12 protein-coding genes and 4 pseudogenes are annotated in these 15176 nt (G+C 47.0%); 9 read left to right on the plus strand and 7 right to left on the minus strand.

Annotated elements, in window-relative coordinates; genetic code table 11:
• The first annotated feature begins 50 nt into the window (after positions 1–50).
• The 9 genes and pseudogenes from pspA (at position 51) to TZ48_RS25790 (ending at position 8963) form a co-directional block, all read left to right on the plus strand.
• Positions 51–719: a phage shock protein PspA gene (gene pspA, locus TZ48_RS08560; protein ID WP_112478859.1), complete on the plus strand. Its 669-nt coding sequence runs from the start codon at positions 51–53 to the stop codon at positions 717–719.
• A gap of 20 nt (positions 720–739) precedes the next feature.
• Positions 740–976 (plus strand): envelope stress response membrane protein PspB, encoded by a 237-nt coding sequence (gene pspB, locus TZ48_RS08565; protein WP_112461027.1) that lies wholly within the window; start codon positions 740–742, stop codon positions 974–976.
• Entirely contained in the window at positions 936–1355 is a 420-nt protein-coding gene (gene pspC, locus TZ48_RS08570; RefSeq protein ID WP_239670752.1) for an envelope stress response membrane protein PspC, read from the plus strand. The genes pspB and pspC overlap by 41 nt, the downstream gene beginning before the upstream one ends.
• A 146-nt stretch (positions 1356–1501) precedes the next feature.
• On the plus strand, positions 1502–2536 hold the full coding sequence (locus TZ48_RS08575) for an efflux RND transporter periplasmic adaptor subunit (protein ID WP_112478861.1): 1035 nt from the start codon (positions 1502–1504) through the stop codon (positions 2534–2536).
• Position 2537: 1 nt separating this feature from the next.
• A complete protein-coding gene (locus TZ48_RS08580) occupies positions 2538–3614 on the plus strand; it encodes an efflux RND transporter periplasmic adaptor subunit (RefSeq protein WP_112478862.1) in 1077 nt (358 codons plus the stop codon).
• A 91-nt stretch (positions 3615–3705) separates the two neighbouring features.
• Positions 3706–6712: pseudogene (locus tag TZ48_RS08585) on the plus strand (efflux RND transporter permease subunit).
• A gap of 340 nt (positions 6713–7052) precedes the next feature.
• Positions 7053–7880: a response regulator gene (locus TZ48_RS08590; protein ID WP_112478863.1), complete on the plus strand. Its 828-nt coding sequence runs from the start codon at positions 7053–7055 to the stop codon at positions 7878–7880.
• Positions 7874–8014, plus strand: a complete 141-nt coding sequence (locus TZ48_RS24355) for a hypothetical protein (protein ID WP_162674522.1) — start codon at positions 7874–7876, stop codon at positions 8012–8014. The genes TZ48_RS08590 and TZ48_RS24355 overlap by 7 nt, the downstream gene beginning before the upstream one ends.
• A pseudogene (locus TZ48_RS25790) lies at positions 8011–8963 on the plus strand (sensor domain-containing diguanylate cyclase). Before TZ48_RS24355 ends, TZ48_RS25790 begins: the two are co-directional and overlap by 4 nt.
• A 207-nt stretch (positions 8964–9170) precedes the next feature.
• Here the strand turns inward: TZ48_RS25790 and TZ48_RS08600 are convergent.
• The 7 genes and pseudogenes from TZ48_RS08600 to ugpA all read right to left on the minus strand — a co-directional run bounded on the left by TZ48_RS08600 (position 9171) and on the right by ugpA (position 15175).
• Complete coding sequence (locus TZ48_RS08600; RefSeq protein WP_112478864.1) at positions 9171–9461, minus strand: hypothetical protein; 291 nt, start codon at positions 9459–9461, stop codon at positions 9171–9173.
• Positions 9458–10195 carry an MFS transporter gene (locus tag TZ48_RS08605; protein WP_162674523.1) on the minus strand — a complete coding sequence of 246 codons (738 nt, stop codon included), beginning with the start codon at positions 10193–10195 and terminating at the stop codon, positions 9458–9460. Before TZ48_RS08605 ends, TZ48_RS08600 begins: the two co-directional genes overlap by 4 nt.
• A gap of 122 nt (positions 10196–10317) precedes the next feature.
• Positions 10318–11457 carry a fatty acid desaturase gene (locus TZ48_RS08610; RefSeq protein ID WP_112478870.1) on the minus strand — a complete coding sequence of 380 codons (1140 nt, stop codon included), beginning with the start codon at positions 11455–11457 and terminating at the stop codon, positions 10318–10320.
• Positions 11458–11595: 138 nt separating this feature from the next.
• A pseudogene (locus tag TZ48_RS08615) lies at positions 11596–12398 on the minus strand (HAD-IIB family hydrolase).
• Positions 12391–13494: a sn-glycerol-3-phosphate import ATP-binding protein UgpC gene (locus tag TZ48_RS08620; RefSeq protein ID WP_112478867.1), complete on the minus strand. Its 1104-nt coding sequence runs from the start codon at positions 13492–13494 to the stop codon at positions 12391–12393. Before TZ48_RS08620 ends, TZ48_RS08615 begins: the two are co-directional and overlap by 8 nt.
• Entirely contained in the window at positions 13495–14343 is an 849-nt protein-coding gene (gene ugpE, locus TZ48_RS08625; protein ID WP_112478868.1) for a sn-glycerol-3-phosphate ABC transporter permease UgpE, read from the minus strand.
• A pseudogene (gene ugpA, locus TZ48_RS08630) lies at positions 14343–15175 on the minus strand (sn-glycerol-3-phosphate ABC transporter permease UgpA). Before ugpA ends, ugpE begins: the two are co-directional and overlap by 1 nt.
• Position 15176 lies beyond the last annotated feature (1 nt).

Raw genomic sequence — 15176 nt, forward strand, 5'->3', positions numbered from 1 at the left:
TCAACAACCAAAGAGTTCATTGGCGAACTCATCCAGACAGGAGATGTAATATGGGTATTTTTTCTCGTTTTGCCGATATCGTAAATTCAAATATTAGTGCCTTACTTGATAAAGCGGAAGATCCAGAAAAGATGATTCGCCTCATCATTCAGGAAATGGAAGATACGTTGGTAGAAGTTCGCACGAACTCTGCAAAAGCGATTGCCGACAAAAAAGAATTAGCGCGCAAAGTCTCGGCCATTGAAGAACAAATTTCAGAATGGGCGCAAAAAGCGACGTTAGCGCTCACAAAACAGCGTGAAGACTTAGCAAGAGCGGCGCTAATTGAAAAGCAAAAGCTTGAAAACGTTGTGAAAGGCTTGCACGATGAGCAAACCTTAGTCGAAGAGACCATTGAGAAACTGACGAACGAGATTGCTAAGCTAGAATCTAAAATCACAGAAACGCGCGCTAAGCAGCAAGCGCTTGTGATTCGCTCAGAAGCAGCCAGCAACCGTCGCGATGTACAAAAACATCTGCACACTAGCCGTACCCACGAAGCGATGGCTAAGTTTGAGCAGTACTCGCGTAAAATCGATGAACTGGAAGCGGAAGCGGATCTGTATTCGAAGACAGGGAACGCTAAGTCACTCGATCAAGAGTTCGCGGAGCTGCAGGCTCAAGATGAAATTGACCAAGAGCTTGCCAAACTTAAAGAGCAGATGAACAAAGACAAATAACAACGGAGTAGGAGAAAAACATGTCGACTTTTTTAATTGCGGGTCCATTAATTGTCTTTCTGATTTTTGTCGCACCGCTGTGGCTTTTTCTCCACTACCGCAGCAAACGCAAAGCCGATAATGGGTTATCTGAGCAAGAGTTTCAGAAACTGCAGTCCTTGTCGCAGCGAGCTGAAAAGATGCAAGCTCGTGTTGATAACCTAGAACGTATTCTAGATGCGGAAGCACCAAACTGGAGGCAATCTTATGACTCATAGAGAGCTGTACAAAGATCCGGTCAACGGCAAGCTCACTGGTGTCTGTGCTGGACTAGCCAATTACTTTGGACTTGAGGTGTGGCTTGTCAGAATCTTAGTGATTTCAGCGGCACTCTTGGGTGGTAGTTTCCTTGTCCTGCTCGCCTATGTAGCAATGAGTTTGATGCTGGAAAAGCAGCCAGACAATTTTGTTCAGGCGATGAAGTCCAAGCAGGAACATTCGCTAAAGAGTAAACCTTGGCAGCAAGGACAGAATGCTAAGGATCTCATTAATACGTTGGAACGTGACTTTGACTCAATGGAGCACAAAGTGCGAGATATGGAAGCGTATGTCACATCCGAAGCGTTTAAGGTCAATCGCGAGTTCAACAAGCTGTAGTTAGCTCGAATCTAACCAAATACAAAGAGACCAACACGGTCTCTTTTTTTATAGAGGTAAGAATCATTATTCGTTCACTGTTTGTTGGCACGCCCCACCTCTCTAGACTATGTTTAAAAGTACAATTAAAACAAGGTAGTTAGAGAATGAATAGTAAGTTTACCTTGCTGGTGATTATCACTGGCCTTCTCAGTGGATGTGGTAAGGAGCCGCCTCCCGTTCCCGAGCCCGAATCTCGCCCCGCTAAGCTTTTCTCCGTTGCTGTCGGCAACAGCCAATTTGAACGTACTTTTCCTGCCACATCGGAAGCGGGAGATAAAGCAGTGCTGGCGTTTCGTGTTCCAGGACAACTTGAAGAAATTGCCGTTCGCTCAGGCCAGCGAGTCACCAAAGGGGATTTCTTAGCAGGCCTCAACCCGGATGAATATCAGCTGCTCGAAAAACAAGCACAAGCTAACTTCCGTTTGGCGGATGTGCAATATCAACGAGCTTTAAAGCTTCGCAAAGAGCAAGTGGTGTCCGAACAGGACTTTGACCAAGCTAAAGCAAACATGAATTCTGCCCGTGCCAACTGGTCGCAAGCGAAAGCAAATCTAAGCTATACCCGATTACTTGCGCCCTACGATGGCACTATCTCCATTATTCCCGCGGACAACTATGAATACATTCAGGCCAAAGAAGGCGTGATGAACATTCAGTCCAATCAGCTTCTCAAAGTGAACTTCCAACTGCCAGATACGCTCCTTAACCGTTTTCAAGGCGGGGCAGAGGTGGAAGCGACAATGACATTTGATGCTCACCCATCCAGTAGCTACGAACTGACATTCCAAGAAATTGATACAGAGGCGGATCCAAAAACCGGTTCATACAAAGTCACCATGGTCATGGAGCGTCCGAGCGACGTTGGGATTTTGCCTGGCATGGCTGGTCAAGTTCGCGTTGTGACCAAAAGTAGCTCAGCGACAGTGATACCAACATCAGCACTGTTTATGGAAGGCGAAAAGCAGTGCGTATGGCGCGTGAATGAACAGGGTATTGTTGAAAAAGTAGCGGTAAAGCTTAACGACAAGCGCCAAGTGATCAGTGGACTTAATGACGGCGACCAAATCGTTATTTCCGGAGTTCAAGGTATTGACGCTGGTATCAAGGTTCGCGAGTGGATCAAGGAGAGAGGGCTCTAGTATGAAGTTACACACTCTCACAGTTTTTTTGATTGGGGCTACGCTTGTTGGTTGCAGTAAACCTGAAGTTGGTGAACGCGACGAGGTGCCAAAAGTTCGCGTGGCAGAAATCGGTCGTACTGAGCTAAAAAGCCGACTCTACTTCCCTGCTATAGCGAGTGCGGCAGACCGTTCTCATTTGAGTTTTCGCGTAGCTGGCGAGATAAGCTCAATCGATCTTAAGGAAGGGGATTTTGTTAATCGTGGTGATGTGTTGGCGGTATTAGAGCCGACGGATTATCAGCTTGCGGTAGATAATGCCCAAGCACGCTACAACGTCATTAACAGCCAATATCGCCGCTCTAGCCCGCTGGTAAAAAAAGGGCTTCTGGCACAGTCACAATTTGATGAGATAGCGGCGCAGCGAGCCTATGCACGGGCGGAGCTTGATCTTGCCAAACTTCGCTTGTCGTTCACGGAACTCAAAGCACCTGTGGATGGCATCATTTCTCGTGTCTCTGCTGAGAAGTTTGAAAATGTTCAAATTGGGCAACAAGTGGTGAATATTCATAGCGTTGAAGAGGTGGAAGTGGTGGTGCAAATGCCGGACAGCTTCTCTCTCAATCAGCCAAAGCATAAAGATGTTACTGATATTGAAGCGCTGGTCAGAGTGCCCTCTGGCAACGAATACATCGCATCGTTGAAGGAATTCACCACAGAGCCAGATCCTGCACTTGGCACCTTTACCGCAACGTTGGTGTTACCGATGCCGGAAAATGAGTTCATTCTTGATGGGATGGCAGTGGATGTGACATCAAAAGCAAAAGATGTGGGGATCAACTTTGGCGTTGGTGTCAGCGTGCCTATTGAAGCAGTCTTTAATCAAGATGGCGACAGCTTGGCGGCGAATGAGAAATTTGTCTGGGTTGTGAATGGTGATAGCACGGTGACAAAACAAAAAGTGACCACGGGCAAAGTGTCTCAATCGACTATTCAGATCCTTGATGGTCTTGAGCAGTCGCAGCAGATTGTCATTGCAGGGATTGCGAGGCTGAGGGAAGGCATGAAGGTTGAAGTATTACCGCAGGAGGCGAAGTAATGAGCAAGAACAACAAAAATCATTACCGCAATCCGATGATGAAGTCACGGGAGTCGCGGCGTATTTCATTCGCAACCGCGTGATCAGTTGGATGGTTTCGCTGATCTTTTTGATCGGTGGTGTGTCCGCGTTCTTTGGATTGGGTCGACTAGAAGATCCCGCATTTACCATCAAAGATGCCATGGTAGTCACCTCCTACCCAGGGGCGACACCTCAGCAAGTTGAAGAAGAGGTCACGTATCCTATCGAGAAAGCGATACAGCAACTGACCTATGTCGACGAGATTAATTCGATCTCGAGTCGCGGATTGTCGCAGATAACCGTCACCATGAAAAATAACTATGGGCCAGACGATCTACCGCAGATCTGGGATGAGCTCCGCCGGAAAGTGAACGATGTGAAGGGTTCGCTGCCTCCCGGAGTCAATGAACCTTCGGTCATTGATGATTTTGGTGATGTGTATGGCGTTCTATTTGCGTTAACCGGCGAAGGCTATAACTACAAAGAACTGCTCGACTATGTGGATTATCTGCGCCGGGAGCTTGAGTTAGTGGATGGCGTAAGCAAGGTCTCGGTTACAGGCGATCAGCAAGAGCAGGTCTTTATCGAGATCTCAATAAAGCGCATCAGTGCCTTGGGGATCGCGCCGAGCACCATTTTCAATCTTCTACAAACTCAGAACATCGTCTCCAACGCAGGCGCCACGCGCATTGGTGATAAGTATATTCGTATCCAGCCAACGGGTGAGTTCACTGATGTTTCCGAGCTTGGTGATTTGATTTTGACCGAAGGGGGGCGCAAGGTCTCATCTTCTTAAAAGACGTGGCGGAAATAAAACGCGGCTTCATAGAAGTACCCAGCAACATCATTACTTACAACGGTGATGTGGCGCTGAATGTCGGTATCTCTTTCGCGACTGGTGTTAACGTGGTGGAAGTCGGCGATCGTTTGTATCGCAGGCTCGCAGAGCTTAAGTTTCAGCAACCCGTTGGTATTGAGATAAACGAAGTGTATAGCCAGCCGAAAGAGGTGGATAAATCGGTTCGTGGCTTTGTGGTGAGTCTGGGACAGGCGGTTGCTATCGTTATTATCGTACTGCTGTTCTTTATGGGGTTGCGCTCTGGCCTGCTGATTGGCTTGATACTGCTGCTCACCGTATTAGGCACCTTCATTTTCATGCAGTACATGGCCATCGATTTACAACGTATCTCACTTGGAGCGCTTGTCATAGCGTTAGGGATGCTGGTGGACAATGCCATTGTGGTGGTCGAAGGGATACTCATAGGGACGCAAAAAGGGCGAACGAGGCTACAAGCGGCAACAGACATTGTCACTCAAACCAAATGGCCGCTTCTTGGTGCAACCGTGATTGCGGTGACAGCATTCGCACCTATTGGTCTCTCTGAAGACTCTACTGGTGAATATTGTGGCACCTTGTTCTCGGTACTTCTGATTTCTCTAATGCTAAGTTGGTTCACGGCGATTTCACTCACGCCTTTCTTTGCTGACATTTTCTTTAGAGGTCAAAAAGTAAAAGAAGGCGAAGAGGGTAAAGATCCTTATAACGGCTTTATTTTCGTTATGTATCGCAAGTTCCTTGAGTTTTGTATGCACAGAGCTTGGCTGACCGTAGTGGTATTGGTCGCAGCATTGGTGGCAGCGCTGTACGGTTTTACTCAGGTGAAGCAATCCTTCTTCCCAGCCTCAACCACACCTATGTTCCAAGTGGATGTGTGGTTACCTGAAGGGACAGACATTCGTGCAACGAACACTAAGCTTAAAGCTATTGAAACTTGGATTGCTGACCAGCCAGAAACGGACCATATTACGACGACAGCGGGTAAAGGTTTGCAACGTTTCATGCTGACTTATGCACCTGAGAAAAGCTACGCCGCTTACGGGGAAATCACCACGCGTGTGCATAACTACGAAGAATTGAATTCTTTGATGGAGCGATTCCGTGAGTATTTGGATGCTACGTTCCCAGAAATCAATTACAAGCTGAAGCAGATTGAACTTGGTCCAGGCGGCGGCGCAAAAATAGAGGCGCGCATTATTGGCTCTGATCCAACCGTATTGCGTGGCATCGCATCGCAAGTGATGGACATCATGTACGCCGATCCTGGCGCTTACAATATTCGCCATGACTGGCGTGAGCGTACACAAGTGTTAGAGCCTATTTTCAATGAAAGTCAGGCAAGACGTTACGGCATCACAAAATCTGATATTGATGATGTGTTGATGATGTCGTTCTCGGGCAAAAACGTTGGTCTGTACCGCGATGGTACAACCTTGATGCCGATTGTGGCACGCTTGCCAGATGAGGAGCGTGTGGATATCCGTAACATTGAAGGCATGATGATTTGGAGTCCGGCACTAAGTGAGTTTATCCCGTTCCAGCAAGTGACGCAGGGTTACGATACTCGATGGGAAGATCCGATCATCGTACGTAAAAATCGCAAGCGTATGCTGACCATTATGGCGGATCCTGATTTGCTTGGAGAAGAGACAGCGGCAACGTTGCAAAAACGTCTCCAACCTCAGGTTGAAGCCATAGAATTACCACCAGGTTACTCGTTAGAGTGGGGGGCGAGTATGAGTCTTCAGGCGATGCGCAGGAGTCGTTATTCCAGACCATGCCGCTTGGCTATCTATTTATGTTCTTAATCACCATTTTCTTGTTCAATGCGGTGAAAGAGGCATTGATTGTCTGGCTTACCGTGCCACTCGCTGTCATTGGCGTAACGACTGGGTTGTTGGCTCTCAATACACCGTTTGGCTTTATGGCACTGCTCGGATTTTTGAGCTTGTCAGGCATGCTATTGAAAAATGGTATCGTGCTGCTGGATCAAATTGAGATAGAGATGAAGTCGGGTAAAGAGCCCTACTTGGCTGTGGTAGATGCCGCACTAAGTCGTGTACGCCCGGTCTGTATGGCGGCGATTACTACCATCCTAGGTATGATTCCTCTGCTACCGGATATTTTCTTTAAGCCAATGGCGGTAACGATCATGTTTGGTTTGGGTTTTGCAACGGTACTGACTCTGATTGTGGTTCCGGTGTTGTATCGGATATTCCATAGGGTCAAACCGATTTAACTTAAGCGCTACTTCCTAAAGTGACTTGGTACTATATTGCATAGTACCAAGTCTTTTTTGATTTAACTTGAGTTGAAAGTATGAACAAACAGCTGAATTAATCCTCTGAATTTTATAATTCTTTCCCTTCGGGATTGACGTTTCATACTCCCTGCAATATGAGCGCTAGGTCATATTTTTGCGATCTATGTTGGCTCATTCATCCCTTTATTGAACAGTAACTTAGCGCTTCTCGCAATTAACGATAAAAGTGTGATTTCGGTTCAGGATTCCCCTAGCTTCCAAGATGAAATTCTGTTTAGATAGTTTTGGTTGATTTATCAAGAATTTGAATAGGTTCATGCAAATACTAATATGTGATGACTCTAAAGTCGCACGCAAAAGTTTAGCAAGCTGTATCGATGCGAGTTTCGCAGGTGAGATTGTGTTTGCTGCAAACGGGCATGAAGCCATTGAAATTATCGACAATCAGTCGATTGATGTCGTGTTTCTCGACATTACTATGCCGGGTATGGATGGTTTTGAAGTGCTTGAAGTATTGCGTCAGCGCGAGTGTCGTTCAAAAATCGTCATGGTTTCTGGAGATATTCAGGAAATGGCGCAAGCGCGCTGTTTTGAGCTTGGGGCGTATGCATTTATTCAAAAGCCGTTAACGCCAGAAGCCGCGACACCGCTGTTTGATGATTTACACTTACCTTTCAACCGCCCAGCCTCTGTTGGCAGTCAGTTTTCTAAAGTTCAGATGTTTGAGCGTTTTCAGGAGACGTCCAATATCGCTCTTGGTGCTGGAGCGGCAACGATATCCATGTTGCTCAAAGAGTTTATTATCCTCCCCGTCCCGACGGTTGGTGAGCTGTCGTTTAGTGAACTCACAATGATGATCCAAGATACGCTGACACGCGAAAACAGCTGTGCAGCGGCGCAAAGGTTTGTTGGCGGCGGCCTTCATGGTGAAGCCTTGGTGTGTATTGAAGGGGATTCGATTAGTCAGGTGGGGGAGCGTCTCGGTTTCTCGGATGGCGATGTTTCCAATGATGAAGTCGTCGTTAATCTAGTGAACGTGCTTGTGTCGTCCTTTTTGGTGTCTCTATCTGAACAGCTGTGCCTGGAGTTTTCACTTCGAGAGCCGCTGAGAATCAACGATTTTAGCCAGATAACTCGATGTTAAGTGATAACGAGCACGTGTTCACGGTGGAGTACACCTATGATGCTGAAGCGTTAGATCTGTTTTGTTCGGTACTGTTTATGTTTGACGAAGAGTCCGTGGATATCATTCGTCGACAAATGGAGCTTCTACAATGACAACCATGACCTTAGATCTCTCCGATTTCCATTGGACAATGCAACTACTGGATACATTGGATGCAGGGCTCGTTGTGATTGATCGCGATTATCGAGTCTGTGCTTGGAATAGCTTTATGCAGAACTACAGCGGTATTCATGCAGAGGCTATAATGGGTAAGAGCTTGTTTCACAGCTGTCCAGATTTGCCGGAAAGCTGGTTACGTGCAAAGTTAGAATCCGCAAGCAAATTGAAGACTCGAGGGTTCTCAAACTGGGAAGATAGACCGGTTGTGTTTGAGTTTAAAAACTTTTCACCTGTTTCCCAAGGCTTGCTGACAATGTACCAGAACATGGTGATCACTCCGCTAAAATCTCCGACCGGTGATGTGACGCACTTTGCGATTATGCTTCAAGACGTAAGCGACGTAGCGAAAAGTAAAATGCACCTAAAGCGCTCTAACGAAAAACTCACCGAAATTGGCCGCACCGATGGCCTGACTGGCTTGTTTAATCGCGCGTTTTGGGAAGCTAACTTTGTGGATGAATTCCATGTGGTGCAGACCACGGGTAAGGTTTCTTCATTGGTGATGTTCGACATTGACCATTTCAAGAGAGTCAACGACACCTATGGCCACGCGCTAGGCGATAAGGTGATTAAAGAAACTGCCAAGCAACTAATGAAAGCCGCTCGCGGCACCGATGTGTGTGGCCGTTACGGCGGTGAAGAGTTTGCGGTATTGCTATCAGGCACCACTGCCGATCAAGCGATGTACTTTGCTGAGCGCCTGAGGAAAAAAATCGAGCAAACGCCCGTAGTGCTCGATGGCAATCAGCTTAACTATACCATTAGCCTTGGTATTACTGAGAGTCGTACCGATGATGCCAATCACCTTCAATGGCTAGTGCGAGCGGACAAAGCCTTTATCAATCTAAAGAGCGTGGCAGAAATAAAACCTCAGTGATTTAGGCCGGTTGCTGGAGCCTATCTTGTACTGCGTTAGTGTGCGAGCAAGCCGTTAGGAAGGGCTGCTCGTTGTGACAACCGCTTGGTGCTTGCGCCTACGTCCAATTATGATCAGCGCCAATACAGTAATGATCACACCGCTGACCAATAAGAAGTTCATCACGCCCAATATGTTTTGCGCATCAATCAGCACTCCCACACAATAAGTGCCTACTGAAAATCCCAGAGAAACGGCAGCAGCCATGTAACCTTGTGATGTTGCAGGAGAATAAGGCTAATTTGATCGGCGAGTGCTGCAATGGAAATGTCATTCCAAGCGCCATTTATGATAGAGAGTAAGATAAGAGAAAGCGGCAGTATCGCCACGACTTGATTGCCATACATTCCCCACATGACCACTGCAACAAATAGGTTAATAATAATGGTGACGAGCCAAAGCGCTTGGGAGCCATGCTGTTCCATCCATTTACCCGCAGGTGCCAGAGAAACCAGTGTGATCATGCTGCGATCGCCATCCCAAATGCACTGCTTGCCACGCTAACTCCAAACGCTTGCTCAATGATGACGGGGCCAAGCTCAACCATGTTAGAGCCAATAAACATCGACAGTGCTACGCACACAACGAAGCCAAACCAAATCGCAGCAGAAGGTTTGCGACTTTGCGATACCGTTACTTCGTCATTAGCTGGCTCAAAATTGATGGCAGCAGGTGGGGCAATCGCAATGAGTATGAGCAAAGCCAAATCAAACACAATGAGTGAGACGATTTGTGTTGTTTGCGATAAACCAAAGTAGTTGAGTGTTCCAACGGATACCCCAGCAATAGCAACGCCCAACATTTGTATCTGAAATAGACGTTTTAGCGCCCGCGTCTGCATTGCTGGCTGATTATTCAGTTTGAGTGCAAAGGTCGGGTTTAGAATAAGGATGAGGTTACTCCCTAACCCCACTAAGATAGCGATGAGCCAGTAGTGCCAGACAGTTTGGCTTGCCCAGAGTAATATCAGTAACGCCAGGCAGTGACAGGCTAGGGCGAAGAAGTGTAATTGTCGGTGCCATGAAAATCGGTCGGCTAATGCGCCCAGTACGGGAGCAACCAGACCGATAAGACCAAGAATGAGCATGACTTGACCCACTAAAATCGCGCTTCCGGTACGCGACAGAATAACCGGGGCGATGATGATCGCGACCCCAATCCATTGGACAATGCCCATAGAGCTTGAGAGAACTGCCAAAGGTTGTTTTTATTCATAATAATCATGGCTAAAGAGTTGAAGCATGATTATATAAAAAGGCGAGCACGGGGACGTGCTCGCTCACTGTCAATAAAATTGAAGCCGAATTGAAGGAGCGATTGTTAGCTCAGTGCAAGGCGAGGGTTAGAGACAATTTGCTGCCAACGTTTCTTATGCTCTTTAAGGTTTAAGTCGAGCTGTTCGAGTCTTATACGCAGCAGTGCTTGCTCATATTTCTCTTTAACGCTGGACTTTGCTGAGTCGATAACCTGGCTTCGCAATTGATCGTATTCCGTCAACTTACTTAGCAGTAACTGAAACTCTTGCTCTAAGGCTTCTTGAAGCTGGTCTGCATTGGGTAACGTAAAGATTTTGTCTTTAGCGTTTGCCATGGTCTGCATCAACCTTGCTTTCTCAATTCGGTATGCTGACACAGTTTTCAGGTTTGAGGTTAGGCCTAAACTCGCGCACGAGCGAATCAACCATTTGGTAGGATCGAATTGCCACCAGCGAATACCATTGCGGTAGTCGTGCTCGAAAATGTGATGGAAATTGTGGTAACCCTCCCCGAAGGTAAGGAAGGCCAAAATGCCATTGTCTCTCGCCGTGTTTTTACTGGTGTAAGGTTGAGAGCCCCAGATATGCGCCAGAGAGTTAATGAAAAAGGTAGTGTGGTGACTGAGTACTAAACGTAAGGCGCCAACAATCAGCAAAAAGCCCAAAACATCACCGTACCAAAGTCCAAGTGCGAGAGGGATACCAAAGTTGGTCGCCAGAGCCAACAATACATAATGCTTGTGTTGCCACATGACAATCGAGTCTTTTTGCAGGTCGCGACAGTTGCGGTAATCATCGTAACGCTCGGCTTGATATTCTCGAAGCATCCAACCTATGTGTGAGTACCAGAAACCACGCTTGGCAGAGTAAGGGTCTTTGTCGTTGTTATCGACATGCTTGTGATGGACGCGATGGTCTGAAGACCAGTGTAAGGCACTGTTTTGTAGTGCAAATGCCCCGCCAATTGCAAAGAGAAACCTTAGAGAACGATGAGCTTGATAGGTCTTGTGGGACCAAAGGCGATGATAGCCTGCAGTAATTGACATCCCGCAAAACACGAAAGCAATGATGAACCAAACCCAGTGAGCTACGCTGTAGCCTTCAACCATGCCGTACCAAATGACACCCACTGTCGCCAGAATAAATGTACCTAGAAATATCGTTACATTTAGCCAAATAACTGGGGGCTTTTTCACTGTATCCATCAACCGTCTCCATTTAAGCTTACAACTGTTCGCTAGAATATCAGCGTACACGTGTAAGTCAAAGAGTAAGTTGTAAATATCTTGGTCTTTTCTCGAAACAAAAAGAGACATCACAATGGATGTCTCTTTATCAATGCCTTAGCGTATCGCGAGAAGATGATTGGCCAACTCGGCAAACCCATAGCCCCGTTCCCCGCTGTAACAAAGCTTGGTGGTGAGCTGAGTTTTCCTAGCAGAGGAGTAATGTTGTTTACGCCAAATGTGACAGGCAACCACTCAAACATGCTCTCATCGTTGAGTGAGTCTCCAACGTAAGCCACATTGGACAGGTTCAAAGTGTCAAAATCGTGCTGTTGCTTTAGATAGTGTTCACTTGAGATATGCTTACTGTGCTCTCCAACCCAAACATTAATGTGAATGGAGCTCTGAGTGGCTTTCACTTTCTGTCCATTCAATGTCAGTTGGTGAATATCACTGAGTAGCTTTGCTGCTATGTCGGCTTCAACCGGTACGCGATCTTGCCCAAGATTGATGGCGACATCGCAGAAGCGAAAGTCCTGATCACTGGCAAAGTCGATACCGGGATAGTCGCGTAGTAACTGAGCCAGCAGTTTAATGAGAGCTTGCTGTTGCTCTCGCATCGCTGGTAATGGGCTGAGTGAATGAGTGTGGAAACCAGACTGGTTCTTCTGCATCCAAAAAGCACCATTCTCGCCGATAACACCATGAAGCGGCCACAGCTTTGCAATTTGGTCACACCAACCCGCACACGCACCAGTAACGGCGACAACCTTGATGCCTGCTTTTTGTAGTTTCGATAAAGCGTCGAGTGTTTCTGGAGGAAGTTGTCCTTGCCACGTCAAAGTATCATCGACATCTGTCAGTAACCATTGGATCTCTTTTGCCTGAGCGTGAGACAGCGCTGCTAAAGACCTAGGCATTCATAACCTCTTGTTGCTGCGTTTTACTATCAAAGTGAATGCGTTTAGATGTGTCACTATCAAAAAGATGGATGTGTTCTACATCGATATCAAGACCAAGCTTGTCGCCAATAGCGATTTTAGAGTGCCCCTCAACACGTACAACAAGTTTCTGAGATTGTGCGCCAAGCGTTTTGCAGTAGAGCAACAAGTCGGCACCCAGCGCTTCGATAAGTTCAACTTCAATATGGAACCAAGGATTGTCTTCATCCAGGATTAGATGTTCAGGCCGTAGACCCAATTTAACCCCGCCAAGCCCGAGCGAAGAGGTGTTGATATTCAGCATTGCGTCATCAAGTTCAATACCTTCAATGGATACATTGGCATCTAGGATGTTCATGGAGGGTGAGCCAATGAAGGTCGCCACGAACAGTGAAGCTGGATTGTCATAGATTTCAAGCGGTGTACCCACCTGTTCGACATTACCTTTGTTCAAAACGACCAGCTTATCAGCAAGTGTCATGGCTTCTACCTGGTCATGTGTGACATAGACCGAAGTGGTGCCTAAACGGCGTTGAAGGCGCTTTATTTCTAAACGCATCTGCACGCGAAGCTTTGCATCGAGGTTTGAAAGTGGCTCATCGAATAGGAACACTTTTGGCTCGCGCACAATCGCGCGCCCCATAGCAACACGCTGCCTTTGACCACCAGAAAGTTGTTTAGGTTTACGATCCAGCAAACCATTAAGCTCTAACATGTCGGCCGCTTCACTGACTAAGCGTTTGATCTCTGCTTTTGGTGTTTTACGGTTTTTGAGCCCGTAGGCCATGTTGTCGTATACCGTCATGTGGGGATACAACGCGTAGTTTTGGAATACCATCGCGATGTCACGTTCGCCAGGCTCTAGGTCGTTGACGACCTTATCATCGATCTGCAGCGTACCTGCACTGATTTCCTCTAGGCCGGCGAGCATACGAAGCAGTGTAGACTTGCCACAGCCACTTGGACCCACCAAAACGACCATTTCGCCGTCTTCAATGTTCAGATTGATGTTTGGGATCGCTTGGTAGCCATTTGGGTAACATTTAGCGATGTTTGAAAGAGTGAGTGTAGACATTTATTTCTCCGAATCTACCAAGCCTTTGACGAATGCTTTTTGCATTGCAATCACAACGATGACGGGCGGCAACATAGCGATAATGGTGGTTGCCATAATTTTGTTCCATTCGATGACACCATCTACCACACCAAGCATCTGTTTGATGCCCATAACGATGGTGTAGTACTGAGCATCCGTGGTGATGAGCAGCGGCCACAAATACTGGTTCCAACCATAGATAAAGGTGATCACGAACAGAGCGGCGATATTGGTGCGAGATAGAGGCAGTAAAATGTCGAAAAAGAACTTAATCGGCCCCGCACCATCGATTCTTGCCGCTTCAACTAACTCATTTGGAATGGTCATGAAGAACTGGCGGAATAGGAATGTAGCCGTTGCGCTAGCAATCAATGGAATCGTGAGGCCATAGAAAGAGTTGAGCATGTTGAGGTTCGTGATCACCTCAAAAGTTGGCATGATCCGCACTTCCACTGGCAGCATGAGGGTGAAAAAGATCATCCAAAACGCCACCATGCGACCGCGAAAGCGAAAGAACACGACCGCGTACGCTGACATGATTGAAATAACCAGCTTACCGAACGTAATACACAGTGCCATGATCAGCGAGTTGGTAAGCATGTGGGTGATCGGCAGTGCGTTATTGTTAAATAAACTTTGGTTACTGAGTAACTCACCAAAAACGCTAAACCCAAGGTCGCCAAACCAAAGAGGCGTACCTGTGGCAAACGCGGTATTGTCGTGTGTCGTCGCGACTAGCGCTATCCACACGGGTAATGCAATAGAGATGATGCCTAGCGCTAAAATGCCGTGGCAAAAAATCGTAAATAGGGGTCTTCTTTCTACCATTAGTACGCCACCTTCTTCTCGACATATTTAAATTGAATCACCGTAAGAAGGGCGACAAGAATCATTAGGATGACCGACTGGGCGGCCGATGAACCGAGGTCGAGGCCGATAAATCCGTCGTTGTAGACTTTGTAGACCAAGGTCGATGTGCTGTTGCTTGGACCGCCTTGAGTCATAGCATGAATGATGGCGAACGTATCAAAAAAAGGCGTACACAAAGTTGACAACCAACAAGAAGAAACTGGTTGGCGAAATCAGAGGAAAGCTGATGGTTAGGAATCGCTTCACCGGGCCGCTGCCATCAATGGCTGCTGCTTCATGTAGTGATTTTGGCACCGATTGCAATGCTGCGAGAAAAAACAAGAAGTTGTAACTGATCTGTTTCCACGTCGAGGTGATGATGACCATCCACATCGCATGAGTTCCGTTCAGGGTAGGGTTCCATTGAACGCCAAACCACTTAAGTACATCGGTAATAACACCAATCGTCGGATCAAACAAAAACAGCCAAAGTGAACCGGCCACAACAGGGGCGACGGCATATGGCCAAATCAAAAAGGTACGATACATGGTTGCACCGCGCACAATATGTTCGGCAAATGCAGAAAGAATCAGTGCGCTCACCAAAGCCAAAACAGCAACACATACACTGAACTGAATGGTGGTGAAAAAGGAATCAAGGTAGTAACTGTCGCCTAGCAGTTTGCTAAAATTCTCTAGTCCAACAAACTCTCGGCTAATACCGAAGGCGTCTTCTAACTGAGAAGACTGAAATACCGCTTGCCTGCAGGCCAGATAAAAACACAATAGTGATCACCAACTGCGGCGCAATC

The organism is Vibrio variabilis (assembly GCF_003263785.1).
Classification (GTDB): domain Bacteria; phylum Pseudomonadota; class Gammaproteobacteria; order Enterobacterales; family Vibrionaceae; genus Vibrio; species Vibrio variabilis.